Origin of the sequence: Lentibacillus sp., from assembly GCF_035301675.1 — a bacterium.
GTDB lineage: Bacteria > Bacillota > Bacilli > Bacillales > Amphibacillaceae > Lentibacillus.
The window spans coordinates 60,130-79,783 of the sequence record NZ_DATGTT010000044.1 but is presented as its reverse complement, the minus strand read 5'-3'; the positions used below and the strand labels follow the sequence as shown (position 1 = coordinate 79,783).

Genomic DNA, 19,654 nt, shown 5'->3' with positions numbered 1-19,654 from the left:
GACGGTTAACAAGTCCCCAAACGTTAGATGCTTTGCCATCCGCTTGCTTCTTAAAGCAGGCAGGCCCACCTAAAGAATGGGCCTGACCTGTTTATTTTTTTGTTTTCTGAATGATTGTTGTGTTGTTACAAATCCATAAACTACGATGGTTGACCGGGTTGATTTCCGCTTCGGGCAGTTGCTTTTCGCCCAAAGTCAACTGCCCTCCGCCATGGAATCCATAATGACTGGAAGCGAAATTTCTTCAAATCAGCGAAGGAAAAATACGGAGACTCCGGCGGGAGGAAAGGCTTCGGTGAGACTCCCGTCCCAATATAACTTTTTATATATGGGTTCACTAAGCTTTACTTTTCACCCGGTTTCTTTATACAATGAATGAAAAGAAGTATAGGAGTGATTGGCATGGCGCATGAAGACTGTATTTTTTGCAAAATCATTGATGGAGAAATCCCCTCAGCAAAAGTATATGAGGATGAAGCAGTTTATGCATTCCTCGATATCAGCCAGGTGACAAAGGGGCATACGTTGGTAATCCCGAAAACTCATACAAAAAATATTTATGAAACACCGCCTGAGGTTGCAAGTGAATTATTCAAACGTATCCCGGCAATTGCCGATGCAATCAAAAAAGTCTACAAACCGGCCGGCATGAACTTGCTAAACAATAATGAGAAGCCTGCAGATCAGTCAGTCTTTCACCTACATATTCACCTTCTGCCGCGCTACGGTAAAGATGATGGCTTCTCACTCAATTGGCAAGTTCATGAAGATGATTATTCACAGGAAGACCTGCAGCAAATTGCCAAAGAAATCAATGAAGCGATTTAAAAACTTCCTGTAAGCGGGAGTTCGATGAAAGAACCGGGACGTTCTACGTGGCACTGTTTCAAGGAGTGAATGTATGCTTTTAAATACATGAACCGCGAAGAAATTCAATGTGTCATTTTCATACCCTCTGTAATAATTAGAAAATTAATACTGTTTATCCTGACCTATTTCTGTTATAATAAGATTATGCTTTCGCAGACGGCAATGAGTGCACGTCTGGAAGGTGCAAAATAGTTTAGCTGAGAAGAGGAGAGATAAAAGTGAATACAAGAGTTTTGGTATTTTTATCGTTGTTATTGGGAATTGGTGCTGTTTTACATTTTATCATCCCGCCTTTTATCTACGGAATGAAGCCTGACATGCTGCTTTCCATGATGTTTTTGGGCATTATGCTGTTCCCCAGGGCAAAATACGTTCTGGTATTATCTGTAGCGGCAGGTGTTATTTCTGCATTAACGACGCAGACACCGGGCGGTCAGATAGCAAACATGATCGATAAACCAATTACAGGGATACTGTTTTTCGGATTATTGTTGCTGGTTAAAGACCGTATAAACGTTAAAATAAATGTCCCTGTATTAACAGCTATCGGAACCATAATCAGCGGATCAATATTTATAACCGTGGCGCTCTTTATTATCGGGCTCATGGAAGGAGCTTTTCCCATACTGTTCGGAACGATTGTGCTGCCCGCAGCTGCGTTGAATACGGTGTTTATGATCCTTGTTTATCCAATCGTCCAGAACATTTTAAAACAGACACAGCCGCTCAGCACCGTCTGATCACATGATGACAAGAATATCAATCCTCTGGCACAATCAAATTGTCAGAGGGTTTTTTAAAATCACTAATATAATAACGTTTTTACATTTCCTGAACCGGCAAAAGAGAAATACATCGAGTCTTTGAAAGGAGTGTTAATCATTATGGGCAAGGGAAAATCATTACTCCTCGGAATTATATTGGGGGGCGCAGTTAGTGCTGCTGCAACTTTGCTAAGCACACCTGAATCGGGCAAAAATTTGCGGAGTTGTGCTAGAGAACAAAGTACGGAATGGAAAGGGCTGTTTGAAAAGCTGAAAAATGACAGCCTCAAACTAAAAGAACAGCTTACCAAAACTTCCAAGGAAGGTGCTGTCCTCGTCAGGGAATTGACGCAGGAAATGAAAAGCTCTGTAGAGGATTGGAAAAAAACAGTGGAGCCCCACCAGGAAAGCATCCATCAATACCTGGAAGACATTGAATCAAGTTTGAGAGATCTGGAAGATAAAGTAAAAGAATAAATCGTTTTATACAAATAACTCCCCTGAATTCTGCGATTTTTCGGTACAAAATTCAGGGGAGTTTTTATATCTTAATACATTTAACATTAATAAAGCCGCCCTCTCAAGGGGCAGCTTTATTTTCTATATTTGGTATATTATTATTCACCAATACCTTCTGTCCATTTTTTAAGTAGATCCGGGTTGTCCTCCAGGAATTGGCTTGCTACATCAGCAGCATCTGCACCGTTATTGATTTCAACCATCAGCTGTTGCTCAATGTCCGTACCATAATCTTCTCCCATACGCTTGAGAATTTCATATGCTGCCGGTGAGTCTTCCTTGAAGCTTTTATGTGCAACCATTGAGATACGGTCACCTTCACCACCATATACTTCTTTAGAGTCTTCAAGCATTTTCAGATCCATATCTTCAAACATCCAATGCGGTTTCCAGCCTGGAACAATAATTGGTTCTTCATTTTCAATTCTTGTCTGCAGTTCTGACAGCATAGCACCTTCAGAGCTTGATTGCAGTTCCCAATTTTCCAAACCGTATTCCTCAAGTGCTGTTTGCGTATTCTGCATGACACCGGCACCAGGATCGATACCGGTAATTGTCCAATCTGTTGCTTCACCCAATTCCTTATTGCCTTTCAAGTCTTCAATGGAACTAACATCCATATATGATGGAACTGTCATTCCAAGTGGTGCTTTATCTACGAAAACACTGACTTCTTCCACATCATTTTGGTATTGATCCCAATAAGATTGGTGTGTCGCCGGCAGCCATGAAGCTGTCATAAATGATGAATCATCATTGGCAACACTAGTCCACATTGAACCAGCATCAACCTGTTTCGTTTCCACAGTGTAGCCTACTTCTTCCAGAACTTGCTTAACCAAAGGCGTACGAGCAATAGCGCCTGCCCATGAAACGTAAGGGACAGTCAATTCGGATTCACCAAGTTCCACACCGCTGCTATCGCCGCCGTCACTGCTGCCGCTGTCGCCGGAGTCGCTGTCACTCCCCTCTTCGCTGCCTCCGCCGCCGCATGCTGCCAGCGCAATAACTAGCACAAGTGCCGCAGCTAAGCCTAAAAATCTAAATTTCTTAAACATAAGAAATTGACCTCCTTAAAATAATGTTTTTATATGTTTCGGGTTTCCGCATCATAAATGATGCAGATCCCCAGGTAACATGCTTAATCCTTACTTGCACCCTGCGTAATACGGTCAAGCAGCATCGCAAGTATTACAAGAGACAAACCACCTTCAAAGCCCGGTCCAATCGCTACCTGTGTCACAGCTCTGTAGACGACCGTACCCAGGCCGGGAGCGCCAACCATTGAGGCAATGACAACCATCGATAGTGAAAGCATGATGGTCTGGTTAATACCTGCCATGATAGTAGGCATCGCAAGTGGAATCTGTACTTTACCCAGTCTTTGGCCAGTCGATGAACCAAATGCATTGGATGCTTCTATCAGCTCTTCGTCCACCTGCCGGATACCAAGGTTTGTCAGCCTGACGGTAGGCGGCATCGAGAAGATGATGGTTGCTACAACCCCCGGTACCATACCCAGGCTGAAGAAGACGACTGCCGGAATCAAGTAAACAAAGGCCGGCATCGTCTGCATAAAGTCAAGTATTGGTGTCACAATTGCTTGTACAGCGCCTTTCTGTGACATCCAGATACCAATGGGGATACCGATGATCATTGAAATGACAACAGAGATAATGACCAGCGATACTGTTTCCAGAGTTTCCGGCCAATAACCAAGGTTATTAATAAGCCCAAGTCCAATAAGCGCAAATAGACCGAGTTTCCAATTCACAACCCACCACGCTAAGAGTGCAATCAAAACAATCAACAACAGTGGCGGAACAAATTCCAATAACACCACAAAATTTTCGGTAATAAATGCGATCACTGATGAGATAGTATCAAAAACGACCGAAAAAGAAGCAGTCAGGAAATCAACAAACGATTCCACCCATTGTGCTAATGGAAGTTTGGGGAAAAGTGTTCCTGAATTATCCATCTGTTACTTCACCCCCGTTTCCATTCATAACTTCATCATCACCGGCAAGAGCGCCGATAATTGCTCCTCTGACGACAATACCTACCAGTTTGCCCGAATCATCAACAACTGAAAGCGGTGCTTTGTCATCAGACATTGGTTCAAATAAATCCGACAGCAGCGTTTCGGGATGAACGGTTGGAATGTCAGATGTAAGTATCTCCTCCAGCCCTTTACCCTCTTTTGCAGCTGCTGCGGCCTGATCTGCAGTTACGTAGCCGAGCAATTTTTGTTTTTTATCGACCACATACACGGTTGAAATCCCGTCATTTTTCATTAACTTCAGGGCAACATTAGGACCCCGGTCAACTGCGACTGTTTCAGCCCGTTTCATGACGTGACCGGCTGTAAGCACATTCGCAAGATTAACGTCTTCCACGAAGCGTTCAACATAGTCGTTGGCAGGCGCCATTAAAATCTCCTCGGCGGTACCGACCTGTACGATGCTCCCGTCTTTCATCAGAGCGATTCTGTCACCGATTCTTAGTGCTTCGTCCAAATCGTGTGTAATAAAGATAATTGTTTTGTGTACCCGCTGCTGCAGGTCCATCAATTCATCCTGCATATCTTTGCGAATCAATGGATCCAATGCACTGAATGCCTCGTCCATCAGAAGAATTTCCGGGTCGTTGGCAAGTGCCCGGGCCAGTCCGACACGCTGTTGCATACCGCCGGAAAGTTCGCTCGGACGCTTATCCAAATAGCCGCCCAGACCAACTAATTCCAGAGCTTCACTCGCTCTTTTTTCCCTTTCTTCCTTGTCTATTCCTTGAATTTCTAAGCCATACTCAGCATTTTTCAGGATTGTCTTATGCGGCAGAAGTGCAAAGTTTTGAAAAACCATGCTCATCTTTTTTCTGCGAAGATTCCGAAGCTGTTCTTTATTCATTTCTGTTATGTTATCATCATCAAGCCAAACGGCACCTGAAGTTGGTTCAATCAGACGGTTGAGCATTCGTACAAGAGTGGATTTACCACTGCCGGAAAGCCCCATAATTACAAAGACTTCACCATCTTCAACATCAAATGAAGCCTGATTAACGCCCACTGTCATCCCGGTCAATTCAAGTATTTCATCTTTTGATTTATTTTCTTCAAGGTATTTGACAGCTTGTTTCGGGCGCCTGCCAAAAATCTTTGTTAATCGATCCACCTTGATTTTACTCATTTTCTCACCTCACTTAATTTCGGAATTCTATTTTTTCCTCTAAAATGTTTACATGATTTGATTTTCACGTTCGAATTATCTGTCAGCATTTTTACTATGAAACTATGACAAGATGCCCCCCCTGTATGAGAGCTGCCTGCCTGAGTTTGCTTTTTCCTCCTTTTTGCCAGCTTGTATAACGAGGATTAAAGTCCTGCAACTTTTTCATCAGATTAAATTCATAAAACAAGACCCAAACATGAAATTTGGTTTAATGTTAAATTTAACTAACCCCGTATCGTCCACTCTTAATACTATATTACTACCATGTTTAAATTTCAAATATTAAATACCGGTAATTTTGTACATATTTTTTGTACAGTTCAAACTGTATAAAAATTTTCCGGGTCATTCTTGTATTTGCTTTGCTTTTCTCTGATTTACTTATCATTTCCATATTTTTATTCCTGATAGTTTTGATGTAATCTTTATTTAGCAGGTCATTAGGAGGATATTATGCAAAATCCAACTTCAGAAAATGCCGCATATGACATTATTTTAGAGTTTGCTAAAACAATAGAATTGTTTGGGCTAAGCCCGCTGGAAGCACGACTGTTTGTTTATTTATATTTGCAGGAACAGCCAAAAACGCTGGACGAAATGAGTGAGGCACTGGGAAAAAGCAAAACATCGATGAGTACAAGCATCCGCAGTCTGTATGATGCCAAACTTGTCACGCTTGTATGGAGAAAAGGCGTACGAAAAGATTTATATGAAGCAAAAAATCAGCTGTTCAAACAGTTTATGAGCAATTATGTGAACAAGTGGATTGAGGCCTCCACTCATCAAAAAAATGCCCTTAAGAAAATAGAACAGGAACTTAATAATGATGATGCTGAACAGCCCACGTCGATAGTGAAGCGTTTAAATGAGATCATTGATTTCCATGAACAAATTGATTCCTCATTTCAAAAACTTAAGCATAACTAAGACACAACACTTGAGGAAATCCGCATAACATGGCACCTTCCCTGCTGCGGAAGCACCAATATTCATCTTTCCAGCACATTAATAAACTCTTCCATTAAAGAAGGATAGTATCCTTCTTTTTTTAATGCATAAATGGTTTTATTCGGGTCCAATTTCGCGTTAAGCATTCCGGCAAATTGTATTAAAAGGGAAGTAAAATCCAAAAATCCTTCCTCTTTTTGTATGAGGTACTGATGATGAAGACTTTCCAGCAAGTTTAAAAGATCCGCAAATTCACCCTTGGTAACATTATTTACGATAACCATCCTGGTAAATGGATATTGATTCGTATCGATTGTTCTCGATAACAGTTGAAGATAAAAGTTTATTGTTTCATTCTTCTCAGTATTCTTCAACAAAAAGACCCCCAGACCGATTGATTACAGATGCATTCAATCCCTTTTATGCCGCCATTCAAATCCTTTTTAAAAAAGGCGATATATTTTATTAAAAACCTATTGATTTTTATAATCTAACGTACTATGATGCTTAGAGGAAATCCAGACTAAAGATATACAAATCACAGGAGGGATCAAAAATGAGTTGCTGGAAAATCATAAATTTCAATAAAGAGTATGGGATAAACAGGTTGTATCTGCAGTCATTTTTGATTGGCCTGCTGGCTTTTATCTTTTTATATGTACCATTTTCCATTAAACACGGAACAATCAGCATGAATGAATCCGGAATTCTTCCATTAATTATCATGGTGTGTTGTCTTCCGGTCATACACTCGCTCATGCATATTTTACCATTGATTATGATGAATAAACGGGCCAGATTAATTTATAAACGGAACACCATTTTGTTTCCTATTATCAATTATTATACAAAAAAACAGTTAACAAAAAAAGCTTCATTGTTAGCTGCAGTTGCACCAACCATACTGATTACAATACCTGGCATGACAGCAGCTTATCTGTTCAGTGAATTCTATGTTTATTTTCTCATATTCACAGCCGCTCATATAGCCATGACATATACAGACTTTCTGTATATCTCTTCTATCGCAAAGGCACCAAAGCAATCATTTGTCGAAAACCGAAATAATGAAATTACAATTCTTGTTAAGAATGAAACGAAATCGGCTGGTTAGCCGGTTTCGTTTTTGTTATGGAAATGGAATTTTACTCTGTTCATGGTAAGCATCTTTTGGTACAGTATTAAGTATGGGAAATTTCACATGCATTAAGGGGGTTTTGCAATGACGATGTTCCTTATTTTTCCTATTTATGCTATTTTTGTGCTCTTTATATTCAATTCACTTACACAGCAGTTTTGCACGAAGATGGAAATGAAAGAGAGAAAGCAATCTTCCATGTTCCGTGTTATTAATATCATGATTCTGGTACTGCTCATATCCTCTTATGTGAAAGTATTAAATGCAACAGTATAGGCATTATGACATATTTTTTTTGGATAAATTTATGTTATATTTATAAAATAGCAAATAAAAACCGACATTTAAACTAGGAGTGTTTACAATGAAAAAATCAATAATTGCTGCAGGTCTCACAGCCAGTATTTTAACGTTAACCGCCTGTAATTCCGGCAGTGACTCGGAAGCCGTGGCCGAAACAAGTGCGGGAGATGTTACAAAAGAAGAATTTTACCAGGAAATGAAGACGCAATCGGGCAAACAGGTTCTTCGTCAGCTGGTTACCAAAAAAGTTCTAAACGACAAGTATGATGTCTCCGACGAACAGGTCGATAAAGAAGTACAAAAAACAAAAGACCAATTAGGTGATCAATTTGAAATGTTCTTGCAGCAACAAGGGTTCCCGGACGAGGAAGCCTACCGTGAAACCATCCGGATCAGCCTGCTGCAGCTTGAAGCAGCATCTGAAGATATGGACATTAAAGAGGAAGATCTGAAGCAACGATATGACCGTATGAAAACTGAAATTCAGGCGAAGCATATTCTGGTAGATAAGAAAAAGAAAGCAAAAGAAATTAAAACAAAACTTGAAAATGGCACCGACTTCGCTAAATTGGCAAAAGAAAACTCCAAAGACAATGCATCTGCTAAAAAAGGCGGGGACTTAGGCTACTTCTCTGCAGGTGATATGGTGCCGGAATTTGAAGATAAGGCATATAGCATGGAAGTAGGGTCAGTTAGTGATCCGGTTGAGTCCCAACACGGTTTTCACATCATTAAAGTCACCGACAAGCGTGAAACAGAGAAAGATATCGGTTCATTCGAGGAAAATAAGGAAACAATCCGCCGGAACCTGATAAACCAGAACATTGATGTTCAATCACTGCAGCAGAAAATTAACAAAATGATTCAGGATTCAGATGTCAACATTAAAGCAGAGGGTTTGGAAGACATATTCAAACAACAAAAACCTGGACAGGGACAAGGCTCCAGCCAAAGTGGCCAAAAGTCAGGTAATGACCAAAGCTCCGGCGATGGTCAAGATTCCGGTAAAAATGATAAAAAGTCCAAAGAAGGTCAAGGATGATATACAAAACTGCGGATTCACATTTTTTGTGAATCCGCAGTTTTTTTAGAGTTAAATTTACCACGCAAGTTGGCGCGGATAATTGACCTTAAATCCCCGATTCTGCTCAACTAACATTCCGTGGGGAAAAGCGCCCCACGGAATGAAGTTTCGCTTTATTGTGACGGCTGTCTTCGTTCCTGGTTTTGCCTGCGTTCCTCTTCGATCCGATCGATATAAATTTTGCCTTCCTGTTCAATATATTGCTGTTCAAGTTGTTTTTCTGCTCTTATTGCCCGAAAGGCCATGAAACCGCTCACGAAAATGAAAAGAATCATCATAAATACCCACCAAGGCACTCCAAGAATCATGCTATATCCCCCTTGTCCATGAATCTATTTCATGTATATGACGAAAGAGGCCCAAACATAACCGTTGAAAGAGCCGATCTTTATTTTTCTTCAAAAAGCGGTTTGTAAAATGCGCGGTTATCCAATGCAAATAAGCGTTCTGTGAACTCGCCCGGCTTAACTCTATCCAGCGCACGATTCAATGTATTCATCCGGGCGTCAATCAGATCAATTAAATGCAGCAGTTCCGCTTCTCTGATCAATGGAGCTTTGGGGCTTCCCCATTCTGCTTTTCCATGATGGGAAAGGATTAAATGCTGTAAAACCAATACTTCTTCACCGTCAATTTGCAGCTCTTTGGCTGTATTTCCAATTTCCTCCACCATCATTGGAATATGCCCGATCAGCTTCCCTTCAAGTGTATACGATGTCGTCACCACGCCCGAAAGTTCTTTCACCTTTCCAAGATCGTGCAGTATAACGCCGGCATACAATAAATCCTTATTCGTTTCGGGATATAATACGTGAAGCTCTTTTGCAAGTGCAAGCATACTTACGATATGATGTGCCAGTCCTGACACATATTCATGATGGTTTTTTGTTGCTGCAGGGTATGTCAGCAACGCCTCCTGATACTTTTTAATCAAAGCCCGTACAATCCGTTGCAGTGACGGATTTTGCATCTCAAAAATGGCTTCTGTCAATTTTTCCATAAGTGTATCTTTATTAACAGGCGCTTTCTCGACGAAATCGGAAACCTGTACCCCATCTGTCGTCTGAGAAGGCCGGATGGTGAAGATTTTTAACTGTGGTTTTCCTCTGAACTGATTGACTTCGCCGGAGAGTTTGACAATCTGTTCAGGTACAAATACTGCCTCATCCTCTTTTGTAATATCCCAGAGTTTTGCTTCGATTTCACCGGTTGCATCACGCAGTATTAATGTTAAAAACGGCTTTCCGTTACTGGCGACCCCCCGTGATGCGGACTTGATTAAAATAAAGCTATCAAATGGGTCACCGATGCTGTAATGTCCTATCCCCTTTTTCAATCGTACCTCCCCCTTCTAGACTGCCAAATGTTCAATTTACTTATTTTCTTCTTCTGGCGTATTCTTTGGTATGTATTCAAATATTTTGCCTGATTCAACCATATGAATGAACTGCATCAGCCAGCTGTAATAATCCTGTGCATACCTGAGCCTTTCAATATCACGGTCTATCTTGTCCTTAAGCTGTTGATCTGCTGTTTTCTCTGCTATTCTGTTTAATTCGAAGATGGCCTCCTCCGCCTCTTCAATATTGGTTTCGGTATGATGCTTCCAGCGATTGGCAAATAATGAGGTGAACGATTTATACCAGTCTTCCTCTGACTGATATAAATCTTTTCGGATCCCTCGTTTGAAAGTCGATTCCACCATTTTCATATCCGATAGTGCACGGACACCTGTCGACATGCTGGTTTTGCTCATCTCCAAAGCATCACGCATATCATCCAGTGTCATCGGGGCATCTGAAAAATAAAGGACACCGTACAGCCTGCCTACTGAAGAGGTTATCCCGTATAAACTCATATTCTTGGCGATGACCTGGATAAATTGTTCAATTGTTTTTTCATATTTTTCTTCTTCGATTGAATAATTGTGATCATTAGTCAAAGAAATCCCTCCAGAAGCTATTATAAGAGGTTGTGACTGACAGGTTATCTGAAAGTAGTTTATCACTAAAATCTATGAAATGCTAACAGATTTTACTGGATCAATCAGAGTTACATTCGCTGATGTTTCCCGGATATCCTGCTTACATGTGAACAGAATGATCTGCTGATCAGCCGAGAGTTCAGATAACAGATTGAGAATTCGCTTTGTCCGCTTGGAATCAAAGTGGACAAATGCGTCATCAATAATAAATGGGAGCCGGTGTCTTTCACTCATCACTTCACTGATTCCCATCCTTAACGAGACGTATAACTGATCAACAGTGCCCTTTGATAACTCGCCCACCTTAAAACGGATACCGTCACGGCTCTGGACTCTGAATGGCAAACTGTCCTCTGGCGGATAAATATCCGTATAAGCTTCCCCTGTCAATACGTGAAAATAGCGTGTTGCCCTTTCAATGACGTCGCTCAAATATTTATTACGGTAGTTGCGTTTGGTTTCTGCCAGGATTTCCTTTGCTGTTTTATAAACAGCCCACTCCTCTGCCAGCTTGTTCAATTGTTCCTGTTCAATGGTAAACCGGTGTAATGTATCCGAGTAAGACTCCGATGATTCCATTTGTGATAAGTCAGCTTCGATATCAGCCCGCTGTTGCCGTTTTCGTTCAATCTCCTGCTCCAAACGGCTGATATCAGTGGCTGTCCGCTCATATTCAGAATCTAATTTTTCTCCCTTAATATTCTCACCGGACAACATCATCTCGTATTCTTCTTTCTGCAATATTTGTGAAAGATGTTCGCGCCGCTCAGTCATTCTTGCTATCAGTTTCTCTTTTTCCTCAAGCCGCTTGCCCTGCTTTAAAAAAGCTTCTTCTGTCTCAGTTCCGGCAATGTTCAGCAAACTTGCTTTTTCTTGTTCATAAGGCTTCATTTTCTGTTTCATATGATGCTGGCGCCTGGCGTTTTCATCATACCAGTTATCATATTGGGTTATCATAGTCATTCTATTTCGATAATCATCGAGCAAACTTTCAATGGCTGACAGTTTGTCTTCCATCGATTTATTGGACCATTCCCAGTTCATATCTCGAAAAAACTTATTGACGGTCTCTGCGAATTGCCTGTTTTCCTCCAGCAGCGCTTCAATATGACTCTCCTTTTCAGCCTTATCACGTTCCAAATTCAAGGCATATTTTAATGACTGGAAAAAATCCGGCCAATAGGCAATATCAATTTGTCTTAAAAAAGGGTACTGCTCATATTGATGGCTGATTTGTTCATTTAAACGGCTGAGCCTTACTTGAAGACTGTGCTGTTTTTCCTCGCATTTTAAGATTTCCATATCATTGGCCCGCAGCTGACCATTAATGGAGGACAGTTCGCGTTTTGTGTTATCATTTTCGCCCCTTTTCCGTTCTGCTTCCAATCGCTCATCAATGCTGATATTAGCTGACGCGACCGGTCTGGCTGACATCATGCCATCAATGTTCTGTACATAACGCTTACCTGTCAGCCATTGCGCAATCCCTATTGCCAGAGACAATCCTGCTAAACCATAGAACAATTGATCAACCTGCACAAGAGCAATAATGACCAGAAACAGAGCCGCAGCAGCACTTCCAAACAGCCAAAATTTATTACGAATGTTTGTCTGGTGTTTAACCCTATCCCATTTTTCGACCTGTTGATTGGAATCCTGCTCCGCGTATTCCCGGTGCTTGTAATTGTTGATTTGTTCTCTCAGCTTGTTCTCCTCTGATTTATCCAGTAAAGACGAAGACAACTCGTTCTGCTGTTCCTTTAAATAGTCCCGCTTTTTGGTGAGCTGCTGCTGTTCTTCTTCCAAATGATTCTGTGTAAATATCAGCTGTTCTTTATCATTTTTCAGCTGCTGCCATGTTTTTTCAACATGAAAAGACAAATCAATTGTTTGTAATTCTTCACTTCTGAGGCTGCTGTTGAGCTGCCTCAATTCATTATTGATTTGAAACGCCAGTTTTTGGGTTGATTCCTGAAGGTTTTTCAGTTCCTTTTGTTTTTCCAAATAAGTCTGCTTTTGGTTGATAACGTCTTCAGCCATTTCAAAAACAGATACCTGATGCAGCTCATTTCGTATGGCATCACGTTTCTTCAAATATGTTTGCGCATTATCCTGCAAAACTGCTAATTCACTTTTTAGCGGAAGCAGCTGCTCATTCAATTTTTCAAACCGTTCAATGCCATTTTCCGGAAAAGAAATTTGCTCCGGATAATTAGCCAATTGTTCATTTTCATGGTGATATTCTTTAAAAATCGGCAATGCCTGCTGCTTTTTTTCGATTCGATAAGCCGTATTTTTCTGATATTCCAATTTTGTCTGTAATTGTCTGATATCATCTGACAAAGCAAGCGCCTCATTCTTTTTGGTCTTATACGTCGTTTCTGTTTTTCGGTAATCATTTAATGAAGTGAACAGTTGATCCAGTGAAGCAAGCTGCTGATTCATTTGCGGTTTTTTCCCATAAGGTTTAAATAATTCCCCAATTTTAGCATCAAGCCGTTTTTCAATCGTATGAATATTGCTGGAGCCGGTTAAACCGATGCCAAGCAGCACGTCATCGAGTTCACCTTCCTTCATATCCTTTATATACTGAAGATCACCTGCCGAGAATGAAAATATTGACTGGTAAGTCGCTTGGTTCATGCCTTTCAATCGTTCCTGCAGCCAGTTCTCACCGTGGGACTTGCCATCCGTTGTATAGCATGTGGCATCGCCATTTTCGACCTCATCAAACCGCTCGATGACAAACTCCCCTATGTCAGGATCATGCATCGTTAGCCTGCCGCCCAGTTTCCCGCTGGTCCTGGGGCGGTAATAGGCACGTTTTTTCGGGGGCAGGCCAAACAGCATAAAGGTAATAAATTGTTGAATGGTTGATTTCCCTGATTCATTTTCGCCGTACATACAAAGGAAGTCCCCGCCCGAAAAATCTATGGTGCGGTCAACCCACTTTCCAAACCCGTGAATTTTTGCCTCCCGTATTTGCATGTCACTCACCCCCGCCGCTTAACAGTTCGTGAACCAGCAATTGTTTTGCTTTCTGTTTAATTTGATCTTCTTCATCATGTGACATCGTTTCGAGGTGTTTTTTTGCCTGCTTGTGCTGATACAATTCAGTCAGATAAGGCTGAATGGATACGCTGTCAGCATGGCGCAGTAATTCGCCGGCAAAATGTTCCCCCTCTGCCAGTTCATCGTAATTGGCGGGCAATGTCCGTTCAATCGAATAACGGTAAATATATTTCCAGTCTTTGTGATGCATCACCGTTTCATTGACAAGCTGGATGACATCATCAAGCGATGTTTCCCATTCTTCAAGTTTTGCTTGATTGCCTGACAGATTCAGCTGCAATAATTCCGGACCGGCGCTGACGGTGCTGTCGGTCACTGTCTTTAAAATAGCTGATTCCAGCTGATGCAGCTCACCGCACCCTGAAACATCCGCTGTTCTATGGTTGAATTCCAGTGACTGCAGCGGCAAAAATGTCATCGATGCATCCCGGGCGGATAACTCAACATGATAACAGCCTTTTTCCCCGGCTTCTTTACTGGTTCTCCCCTGGATGTTGCCGGGATAGACGACCGGGGGATCTTCTTTGACGACCTCACGCTGATGGATATGGCCAAGTGCCCAGTAGTCAAAGTCCTTATCGGTTAAATCCGATAAACGGAATGGTGCATAAACATCATGGTCTGTATTGCTGTATAAACTGCCGTGAAGCATGGCGATATGAAAAGGAATATCCTTCGAAGCAATTTCATATTCATCAGCCTTTTTTGTTGTTACAGAACGATTCTCATAACTGAACCCGTAAATGGCCGCTTTTGCTGCCCCATTTTTTTGATAAGTAAAATGTGTCACATGTTCATCCGGGAAAATAAATACGTTATCAGGATATGTAACCGGATGACTGTTGCCCCGGGTGAAGTCATGGTTCCCGTACGACAAATAAACACTGATGTCATGGCGTTTAAGTTCTTCAAATGCATTGCGCAGCTTGACTTGTGCTTTCAGACTTTGTTTTTCATTGTCAAACAGATCCCCGACAAGCAATACAAAATCAACTTGTTTATCAATCGCTTTTTCAACAAGCAAATTAAGTGCCTCAAACGTTGATTCTTTCATTTTTTGGAAAATCGGTTCAGGGAGATGTGAGAGCCCTTTAAAAGGACTGTCCAAATGCAAATCCGCCGCGTGGATAAACGAGATATCTGACATGGGTGACGGTCATCCTCCTTCTTGCCACTATTGTAGCAAACACATATAACGAATGCACGTTCGGAGTCAAGTGAAACTTCATTCAGTGAGGCGCTTTTTCCCTATTGAATGTTAGTTGAACCGAATCGCTCCAGGTTCCAAAAATTAAATTCTTCTCTCTTTATTGATTTTGTGGTACGTTAAAATTAACAATAGGAATTTAAGGGGGGAGCCCATATGAAAACTTATTTTCTAACCGTCTTTGACAAATCCGGGGAGCGATTGCTTAACGAGACGTTTGAGGCATCCAACAACGAAAAAGCAATGGAAATCGGCAGTAACCGTCTTGACGAAGAGGGTTACAGCGAATATACCCACCGCTGTGTATCACCGGAAGCAAAACTTATCTTGTTTCACCGCTGAAATTTATCCTTCACAAATACAAACGAATCTAAACAGCAAAAGGTGGCATAATGTACGAAAGCTTATGCCGCCTTTTTAATTGCTATAACAATGTATTGTCCGGACAGCTTACTCGCCCGTAAAAACAGGCTTGCGTTTTTCCTGAAAGGCCTGTACACCTTCCAGATGGTCTCTAGTATGGCGGAGTTCCCATTGCGCCTCCCCTTCTGCTTTCAGATAATACTTGAGTGTTTCAAGGTTATTCTGATGATAAATCATTTTCGTTTTCAGCATGGCTTCAATTGGTGATGCAAGTATCTGGGCGGCCATTTCACCGGCTTGTTCCAGAGCGCCTTTTTCGGTCAAGACATCGACAAGACCCATTGCCTGCGCCTCTGCCCCCTTAACTTGCTGCTTTCCCCAAATAAATTGTTTCGCACGCTGGGTTCCAGCCCGTTCACGCAGCCAGAAATGGCCCCCGCCATCTGGAACCAGACCAATACCGATAAACAGCATGCCAAGTTTCGCTTCCTGCTGAGCCACAACATAATCTGCTGTCAAAGCCAGGCTCAATCCTAACCCGGCAGCAGACCCCTGCACGGCTGAAATGACAATTTTAGGCATCATATATAATTTCAGCGTAATCGCTTCAATTGTCTGCATGACTTCATCATAGAACATTTTATCTGAAAAATCAGCCATCATTCCAATATCACCACCTGCGGAAAATGCCTTTCCTTTCCCGCTCAGCACAACAACCCGGTCATCATTCTGTTCAACTTCGGTCAGAACACCCAGCAGCTTTGACAGCATTTCCTTATTCATGGCATTATACCGCTCCGGACGATTCATATAAACATACGACACGCCATTTTTACTTTTATATAATACAGTACTCATCTTATCGACCTCTTTTTACAAAATGTAGTATGATATATAATATATTCGTGATGATGTTCGAAAAATCCTGCTTTTTGCAAATAATTGTTGGTTTACACAAAAAATCCCGCAGCAACTATAACTGCGGAATGTCTTGTTCATTTATTCATTTGGTTCTTCTTCAGGGTTGCCGTAGAGTTCTTCAAGCGGTTTTGTAATAATACGGCTGACATCATTGATAACAACATTTAAACGCTGCTCTTCTTCCATTAATTTAGAAATATCTTCATGCTGCTGTACCAATTCAACTACCTTGCGAGCTTCTTCAACTTCTTCTTCTGAAATCTCCTGGCCCTGCATTTGTTTTTCCTGAAGTTCCATTTGTGTATTTCGGAAGTTGTCGAACATTTTTTTAGCAGATTCATCAGCCATGACTGCATCATAGGCTTCCTTTAATTTTGTGAATTCTTCGCTGTTACGAATTGCTTTTTCTAAATCATATGCACTATCATAAATATTAGACACGATAGATCCTCCTTCAATTTTGTCTAAGCATACTATAACAAACGTATGAACCACTGTATAGCATTTCATTAATGAGCGAAAACTGCAAAATTCATTTATAGCATGCATTTATACTGCTAAAATGTTAAAAAGGACCGGGGAAAGTGGTGTTTTGATGATTGAACAGCTGCGCAAAATTTTTTCTTCACTTATTTCATACCAGGATGTGACAGATGATGAAAGAGAGCAATACCATTGGTTCCTGACTCCAGAAAATAGACTGATCGGCATCGATAAACAGGAACTGACAGCCAAAGAAAACCAATTATTAAACAGTTTCCTGGTGCCTTATACCATTTCAGTGCCAAAGATGACACCTGAAGAAGAATTGTGGCATACATACATTCACAGCGACAAAACGCCATATTCTACTTCCATGACATATCGCTTTATCCACTTCTCCTTTCAGCGGGATCAAATGGATTCTTCGTCATTTAAAGAAGCCGTGAACGAGTTTTTCGCAAAACAGGTTCCTGTACTATGGGAAAATGATCATGAGGGAGTAATTATTGAGGAAAATCAGGATGAACCCATTTCATATGAAACCATTATTGACGTTTTCATGAGTGACCTGTCCGTGAACATCCATTTTTTCGTCGGACCTTTTATGTCTTCGCTGGATCAAGCGACAAAAGGTTATCAGATGCTGCTTACAGGGGCTCACATTGCACGAAAATACTCCGAAAAGGCAGTTATAACTTATATAGAAGCTATCCCTTATATCCTTATCGACCAGTCCAGTGACGGCATTCGGACTGATCTTGTTCGTTCTGTGCTGGCCGATACTGCAGATGACAATGACCTTCTTAAAACGATTGAAACCTTCATTGCCTGCAATTTAAATGTATCCGTCACAGCCAAAGAATTATATTTGCACCGCAACAGCCTCCAATACCGCCTTGATAAATTCAAGCATCAAACAGGTATTGATATCCGCGATTTCCGCCAGGCAGTCTCGGTTTATATTGCCCTACTGGCGGTAAAGTGAAACTTCATTCAATGGGGGTGCTTTTTTCCCCATTGAATGTTAGTTGAACAGAATCGGACATTTAGGGACAGTTATCCCCCGTCTTTTGGCGGGTTACTGACCGTTACATGCACAGGAAATGACAACATGCACAAACGATCCTCTATTCTTTGTTCACTTTTTCCATTTACGTCACCATTCCCGGTCAACTAGAATGAACATATGAATAAAACGCTTACATTTAGGGGGATGACAAAGTAAAATGGCTGAAATGCAAATGGAAAAAATCCAAAAGACTTATGACAAAAATGTTCTTGCTGTCGATGATTTTAATCTGGACATTAAAGACAAGGAATTCATTGTCTTTGTCGGACCGTCCGGCTGTGGTAAATCAACAACCTTACGAATGATTGCGGGGCTGGAGGAAATTACCGGCGGAGATCTATACATTGATGATAAACGTATGAATGATATTGCTCCAAAAGACCGTGATATTGCGATGGTCTTCCAAAACTATGCACTGTATCCGCACATGAATGTTTACGATAATATGGCATTTGGATTAAAGCTGCGCAAATTCAAAAAAGATGAAATTGATCAGCGTGTTAAAAATGCTGCCAATATTTTAGGACTGGAAAACTATCTGGATCGTAAGCCAAAAGCGTTATCTGGCGGGCAGCGGCAGCGTGTGGCTTTAGGACGCGCAATTGTCCGTGATGCGAAAGTGTTTTTAATGGACGAACCATTATCAAACCTTGATGCAAAATTACGCGTTCAAATGCGTGCTGAAATTCAAAAACTGCATCAACGGCTGCAGACAACAACCATTTATGTAACGCACGATCAGACAGAAGCGATGACAATGGCGACACGTCTTGTTGTCATGAAAGACGGCATCATCCAGCAGGTAGGTGCTCCGAAAGAAGTGTACGATATGCCTGAGAACATGTTCGTTGGTGGTTTTATCGGTTCGCCATCCATGAACTTTCTGACTGGCACATTGAAAGATGGCCATTTTGAAAATGAAGACGCAAAAATAAAAATACCTGAAGGCAAAATGAAAACATTGCGTGAACAGGATTATATCGACAAAGAGATTGCCTTGGGAATTCGTCCGGAAGACATTCATGATGAGCCGGCCTTCATCGAAGCGACACCTGATACAAAAATCACCGCCACTATCGAAGTTGCTGAACTGATGGGTGCAGAATCCTATCTTTATTCGAAATTAAACGGACAGGACTTCATTGCACGGGTTGACTCCCGTTCGGATATTATCGGCGGAGAAAAAGTAGATCTTGCCTTTGATATGAACAGAGCACTTTTCTTTGACGCAGAAACTGAAACACGCATACGCTGACAAAAGCTCATGTATATTCTTCCGTTTGTTGTAAAAAATACCAATATATGATTGTACGAAAAGAGGGAAGCCATTATAGGACTTCCCTCTGCATTTATAAGAGGCGTAACCCCTTACCTTAGCCATTCCATATTATTATTGTCCACTGAATTGAGATTGAGCTGATTGAACCAGACGCTTTGTGATTTCACCACCGACAGAACCGTTTGCGCGGGAAGTTGTGTCAGCACTCAAGTTAACACCAAACTCCGATGCAATTTCAGTTTTCATTTGGTTCAGTGCTTGCTCAGCGCCAGGAACAACCAACTGGTTTGAGTTTCTGCTATTGTTGTTAGCCATGTTTATCACCTCCTGTAAACATTATTGTTAACAGAACCGAAAAACTTATCATGAAAAATCACTGGTAATTGTTGCTTATAAAAGCGGAAGTGCAAGAAACATGGC

Annotated in this window: 22 protein-coding genes; 10 read left to right on the top strand and 12 right to left on the bottom strand. The window is 41.3% G+C overall.

Annotated elements, in window-relative coordinates; genetic code table 11:
- Positions 1-402 precede the first annotated feature (402 nt).
- The 3 genes from VK097_RS06795 to VK097_RS06785 all read left to right on the top strand — a co-directional run bounded on the left by VK097_RS06795 (position 403) and on the right by VK097_RS06785 (position 2,111).
- A complete protein-coding gene (locus VK097_RS06795; protein WP_324211051.1) occupies positions 403-828 on the top strand; it encodes an HIT family protein in 426 nt (141 codons plus the stop codon).
- A gap of 260 nt (positions 829-1,088) precedes the next feature.
- A complete protein-coding gene (locus VK097_RS06790; RefSeq protein ID WP_324211050.1) occupies positions 1,089-1,610 on the top strand; it encodes a tryptophan transporter in 522 nt (173 codons plus the stop codon).
- A 144-nt stretch (positions 1,611-1,754) separates the two neighbouring features.
- Positions 1,755-2,111 carry a YtxH domain-containing protein gene (locus VK097_RS06785; protein WP_324211049.1) on the top strand — a complete coding sequence of 119 codons (357 nt, stop codon included), beginning with the start codon at positions 1,755-1,757 and terminating at the stop codon, positions 2,109-2,111.
- A gap of 140 nt (positions 2,112-2,251) precedes the next feature.
- On the opposite strand, the gene VK097_RS06780 is transcribed toward VK097_RS06785, so the two are convergent.
- The 3 genes from VK097_RS06780 to VK097_RS06770 form a co-directional block, all read right to left on the bottom strand.
- Positions 2,252-3,211 carry a glycine betaine ABC transporter substrate-binding protein gene (locus tag VK097_RS06780; RefSeq protein ID WP_324211048.1) on the bottom strand — a complete coding sequence of 320 codons (960 nt, stop codon included), beginning with the start codon at positions 3,209-3,211 and terminating at the stop codon, positions 2,252-2,254.
- An 83-nt stretch (positions 3,212-3,294) separates the two neighbouring features.
- Positions 3,295-4,134 carry an ABC transporter permease gene (locus VK097_RS06775; RefSeq protein ID WP_324211047.1) on the bottom strand — a complete coding sequence of 280 codons (840 nt, stop codon included), beginning with the start codon at positions 4,132-4,134 and terminating at the stop codon, positions 3,295-3,297.
- Positions 4,127-5,341 (bottom strand): quaternary amine ABC transporter ATP-binding protein, encoded by a 1,215-nt coding sequence (locus tag VK097_RS06770; protein WP_324211046.1) that lies wholly within the window; start codon positions 5,339-5,341, stop codon positions 4,127-4,129. The genes VK097_RS06775 and VK097_RS06770 overlap by 8 nt, the downstream gene beginning before the upstream one ends.
- A 495-nt stretch (positions 5,342-5,836) precedes the next feature.
- Here VK097_RS06770 and VK097_RS06765 point away from each other — a divergent pair, with 495 nt between their 5' ends.
- Positions 5,837-6,310, top strand: a complete 474-nt coding sequence (locus VK097_RS06765) for a GbsR/MarR family transcriptional regulator (protein ID WP_324211045.1) — start codon at positions 5,837-5,839, stop codon at positions 6,308-6,310.
- A 62-nt stretch (positions 6,311-6,372) separates the two neighbouring features.
- Here the strand turns inward: VK097_RS06765 and VK097_RS06760 are convergent, their stop codons facing one another.
- Entirely contained in the window at positions 6,373-6,705 is a 333-nt protein-coding gene (locus VK097_RS06760) for a DUF1878 family protein (RefSeq protein ID WP_324211044.1), read from the bottom strand.
- A gap of 182 nt (positions 6,706-6,887) precedes the next feature.
- Between VK097_RS06760 and VK097_RS06755 the strand changes: the two genes are divergently transcribed.
- The 3 genes from VK097_RS06755 (at position 6,888) to VK097_RS06745 (ending at position 8,814) form a co-directional block, all read left to right on the top strand.
- Positions 6,888-7,445, top strand: coding sequence for a DUF3267 domain-containing protein (locus VK097_RS06755; protein WP_324211043.1), 558 nt, complete (start codon positions 6,888-6,890; stop codon positions 7,443-7,445).
- 108 nt (positions 7,446-7,553) lie between these two features.
- Positions 7,554-7,745: a hypothetical protein gene (locus tag VK097_RS06750; protein WP_324211042.1), complete on the top strand. Its 192-nt coding sequence runs from the start codon at positions 7,554-7,556 to the stop codon at positions 7,743-7,745.
- Between the two features lie 88 nt (positions 7,746-7,833).
- The gene (locus VK097_RS06745; RefSeq protein ID WP_324211041.1) at positions 7,834-8,814 is read left to right on the top strand and encodes a peptidylprolyl isomerase; all 981 of its coding nucleotides are present in this window, start codon (positions 7,834-7,836) and stop codon (positions 8,812-8,814) included.
- 155 nt (positions 8,815-8,969) lie between these two features.
- Here VK097_RS06745 and VK097_RS06740 read toward each other — a convergent pair whose 3' ends face one another.
- From VK097_RS06740 to VK097_RS06720, 5 genes are all read right to left on the bottom strand, one after another.
- Positions 8,970-9,164 (bottom strand): sporulation YhaL family protein, encoded by a 195-nt coding sequence (locus VK097_RS06740; RefSeq protein ID WP_324211040.1) that lies wholly within the window; start codon positions 9,162-9,164, stop codon positions 8,970-8,972.
- Positions 9,165-9,244: 80 nt separating this feature from the next.
- Positions 9,245-10,192 carry a 3'-5' exoribonuclease YhaM gene (gene yhaM / locus VK097_RS06735; protein ID WP_324211039.1) on the bottom strand — a complete coding sequence of 316 codons (948 nt, stop codon included), beginning with the start codon at positions 10,190-10,192 and terminating at the stop codon, positions 9,245-9,247.
- Positions 10,193-10,228: 36 nt separating this feature from the next.
- Complete coding sequence (locus tag VK097_RS06730) at positions 10,229-10,798, bottom strand: GbsR/MarR family transcriptional regulator (RefSeq protein WP_324211038.1); 570 nt, start codon at positions 10,796-10,798, stop codon at positions 10,229-10,231.
- A 72-nt stretch (positions 10,799-10,870) separates the two neighbouring features.
- On the bottom strand, positions 10,871-13,828 hold the full coding sequence (locus VK097_RS06725; protein WP_324211037.1) for an ATP-binding protein: 2,958 nt from the start codon (positions 13,826-13,828) through the stop codon (positions 10,871-10,873).
- A 1-nt stretch (position 13,829) separates the two neighbouring features.
- Positions 13,830-15,059 (bottom strand): metallophosphoesterase family protein, encoded by a 1,230-nt coding sequence (locus VK097_RS06720; RefSeq protein WP_324211036.1) that lies wholly within the window; start codon positions 15,057-15,059, stop codon positions 13,830-13,832.
- Between the two features lie 216 nt (positions 15,060-15,275).
- Between VK097_RS06720 and VK097_RS06715 the strand changes: the two genes are divergently transcribed.
- On the top strand, positions 15,276-15,461 hold the full coding sequence (locus VK097_RS06715) for a YhzD family protein (protein ID WP_324211035.1): 186 nt from the start codon (positions 15,276-15,278) through the stop codon (positions 15,459-15,461).
- Between the two features lie 108 nt (positions 15,462-15,569).
- Here VK097_RS06715 and VK097_RS06710 read toward each other — a convergent pair whose 3' ends face one another.
- On the bottom strand, positions 15,570-16,340 hold the full coding sequence (locus tag VK097_RS06710) for an enoyl-CoA hydratase (RefSeq protein ID WP_324211034.1): 771 nt from the start codon (positions 16,338-16,340) through the stop codon (positions 15,570-15,572).
- Between the two features lie 141 nt (positions 16,341-16,481).
- Positions 16,482-16,844: a YlbF/YmcA family competence regulator gene (locus VK097_RS06705; RefSeq protein WP_324211033.1), complete on the bottom strand. Its 363-nt coding sequence runs from the start codon at positions 16,842-16,844 to the stop codon at positions 16,482-16,484.
- 154 nt (positions 16,845-16,998) lie between these two features.
- Here VK097_RS06705 and VK097_RS06700 point away from each other — a divergent pair, with 154 nt between their 5' ends.
- Together VK097_RS06700 and VK097_RS06695 are read left to right on the top strand one after the other, a co-directional pair.
- A complete protein-coding gene (locus tag VK097_RS06700) occupies positions 16,999-17,871 on the top strand; it encodes a PucR family transcriptional regulator (RefSeq protein WP_324211032.1) in 873 nt (290 codons plus the stop codon).
- Between the two features lie 241 nt (positions 17,872-18,112).
- Positions 18,113-19,210 (top strand): ABC transporter ATP-binding protein, encoded by a 1,098-nt coding sequence (locus VK097_RS06695; protein WP_324211031.1) that lies wholly within the window; start codon positions 18,113-18,115, stop codon positions 19,208-19,210.
- 135 nt (positions 19,211-19,345) lie between these two features.
- Here the strand turns inward: VK097_RS06695 and VK097_RS06690 are convergent, their stop codons facing one another.
- On the bottom strand, positions 19,346-19,549 hold the full coding sequence (locus VK097_RS06690) for an alpha/beta-type small acid-soluble spore protein (protein ID WP_324211030.1): 204 nt from the start codon (positions 19,547-19,549) through the stop codon (positions 19,346-19,348).
- Positions 19,550-19,654 lie beyond the last annotated feature (105 nt).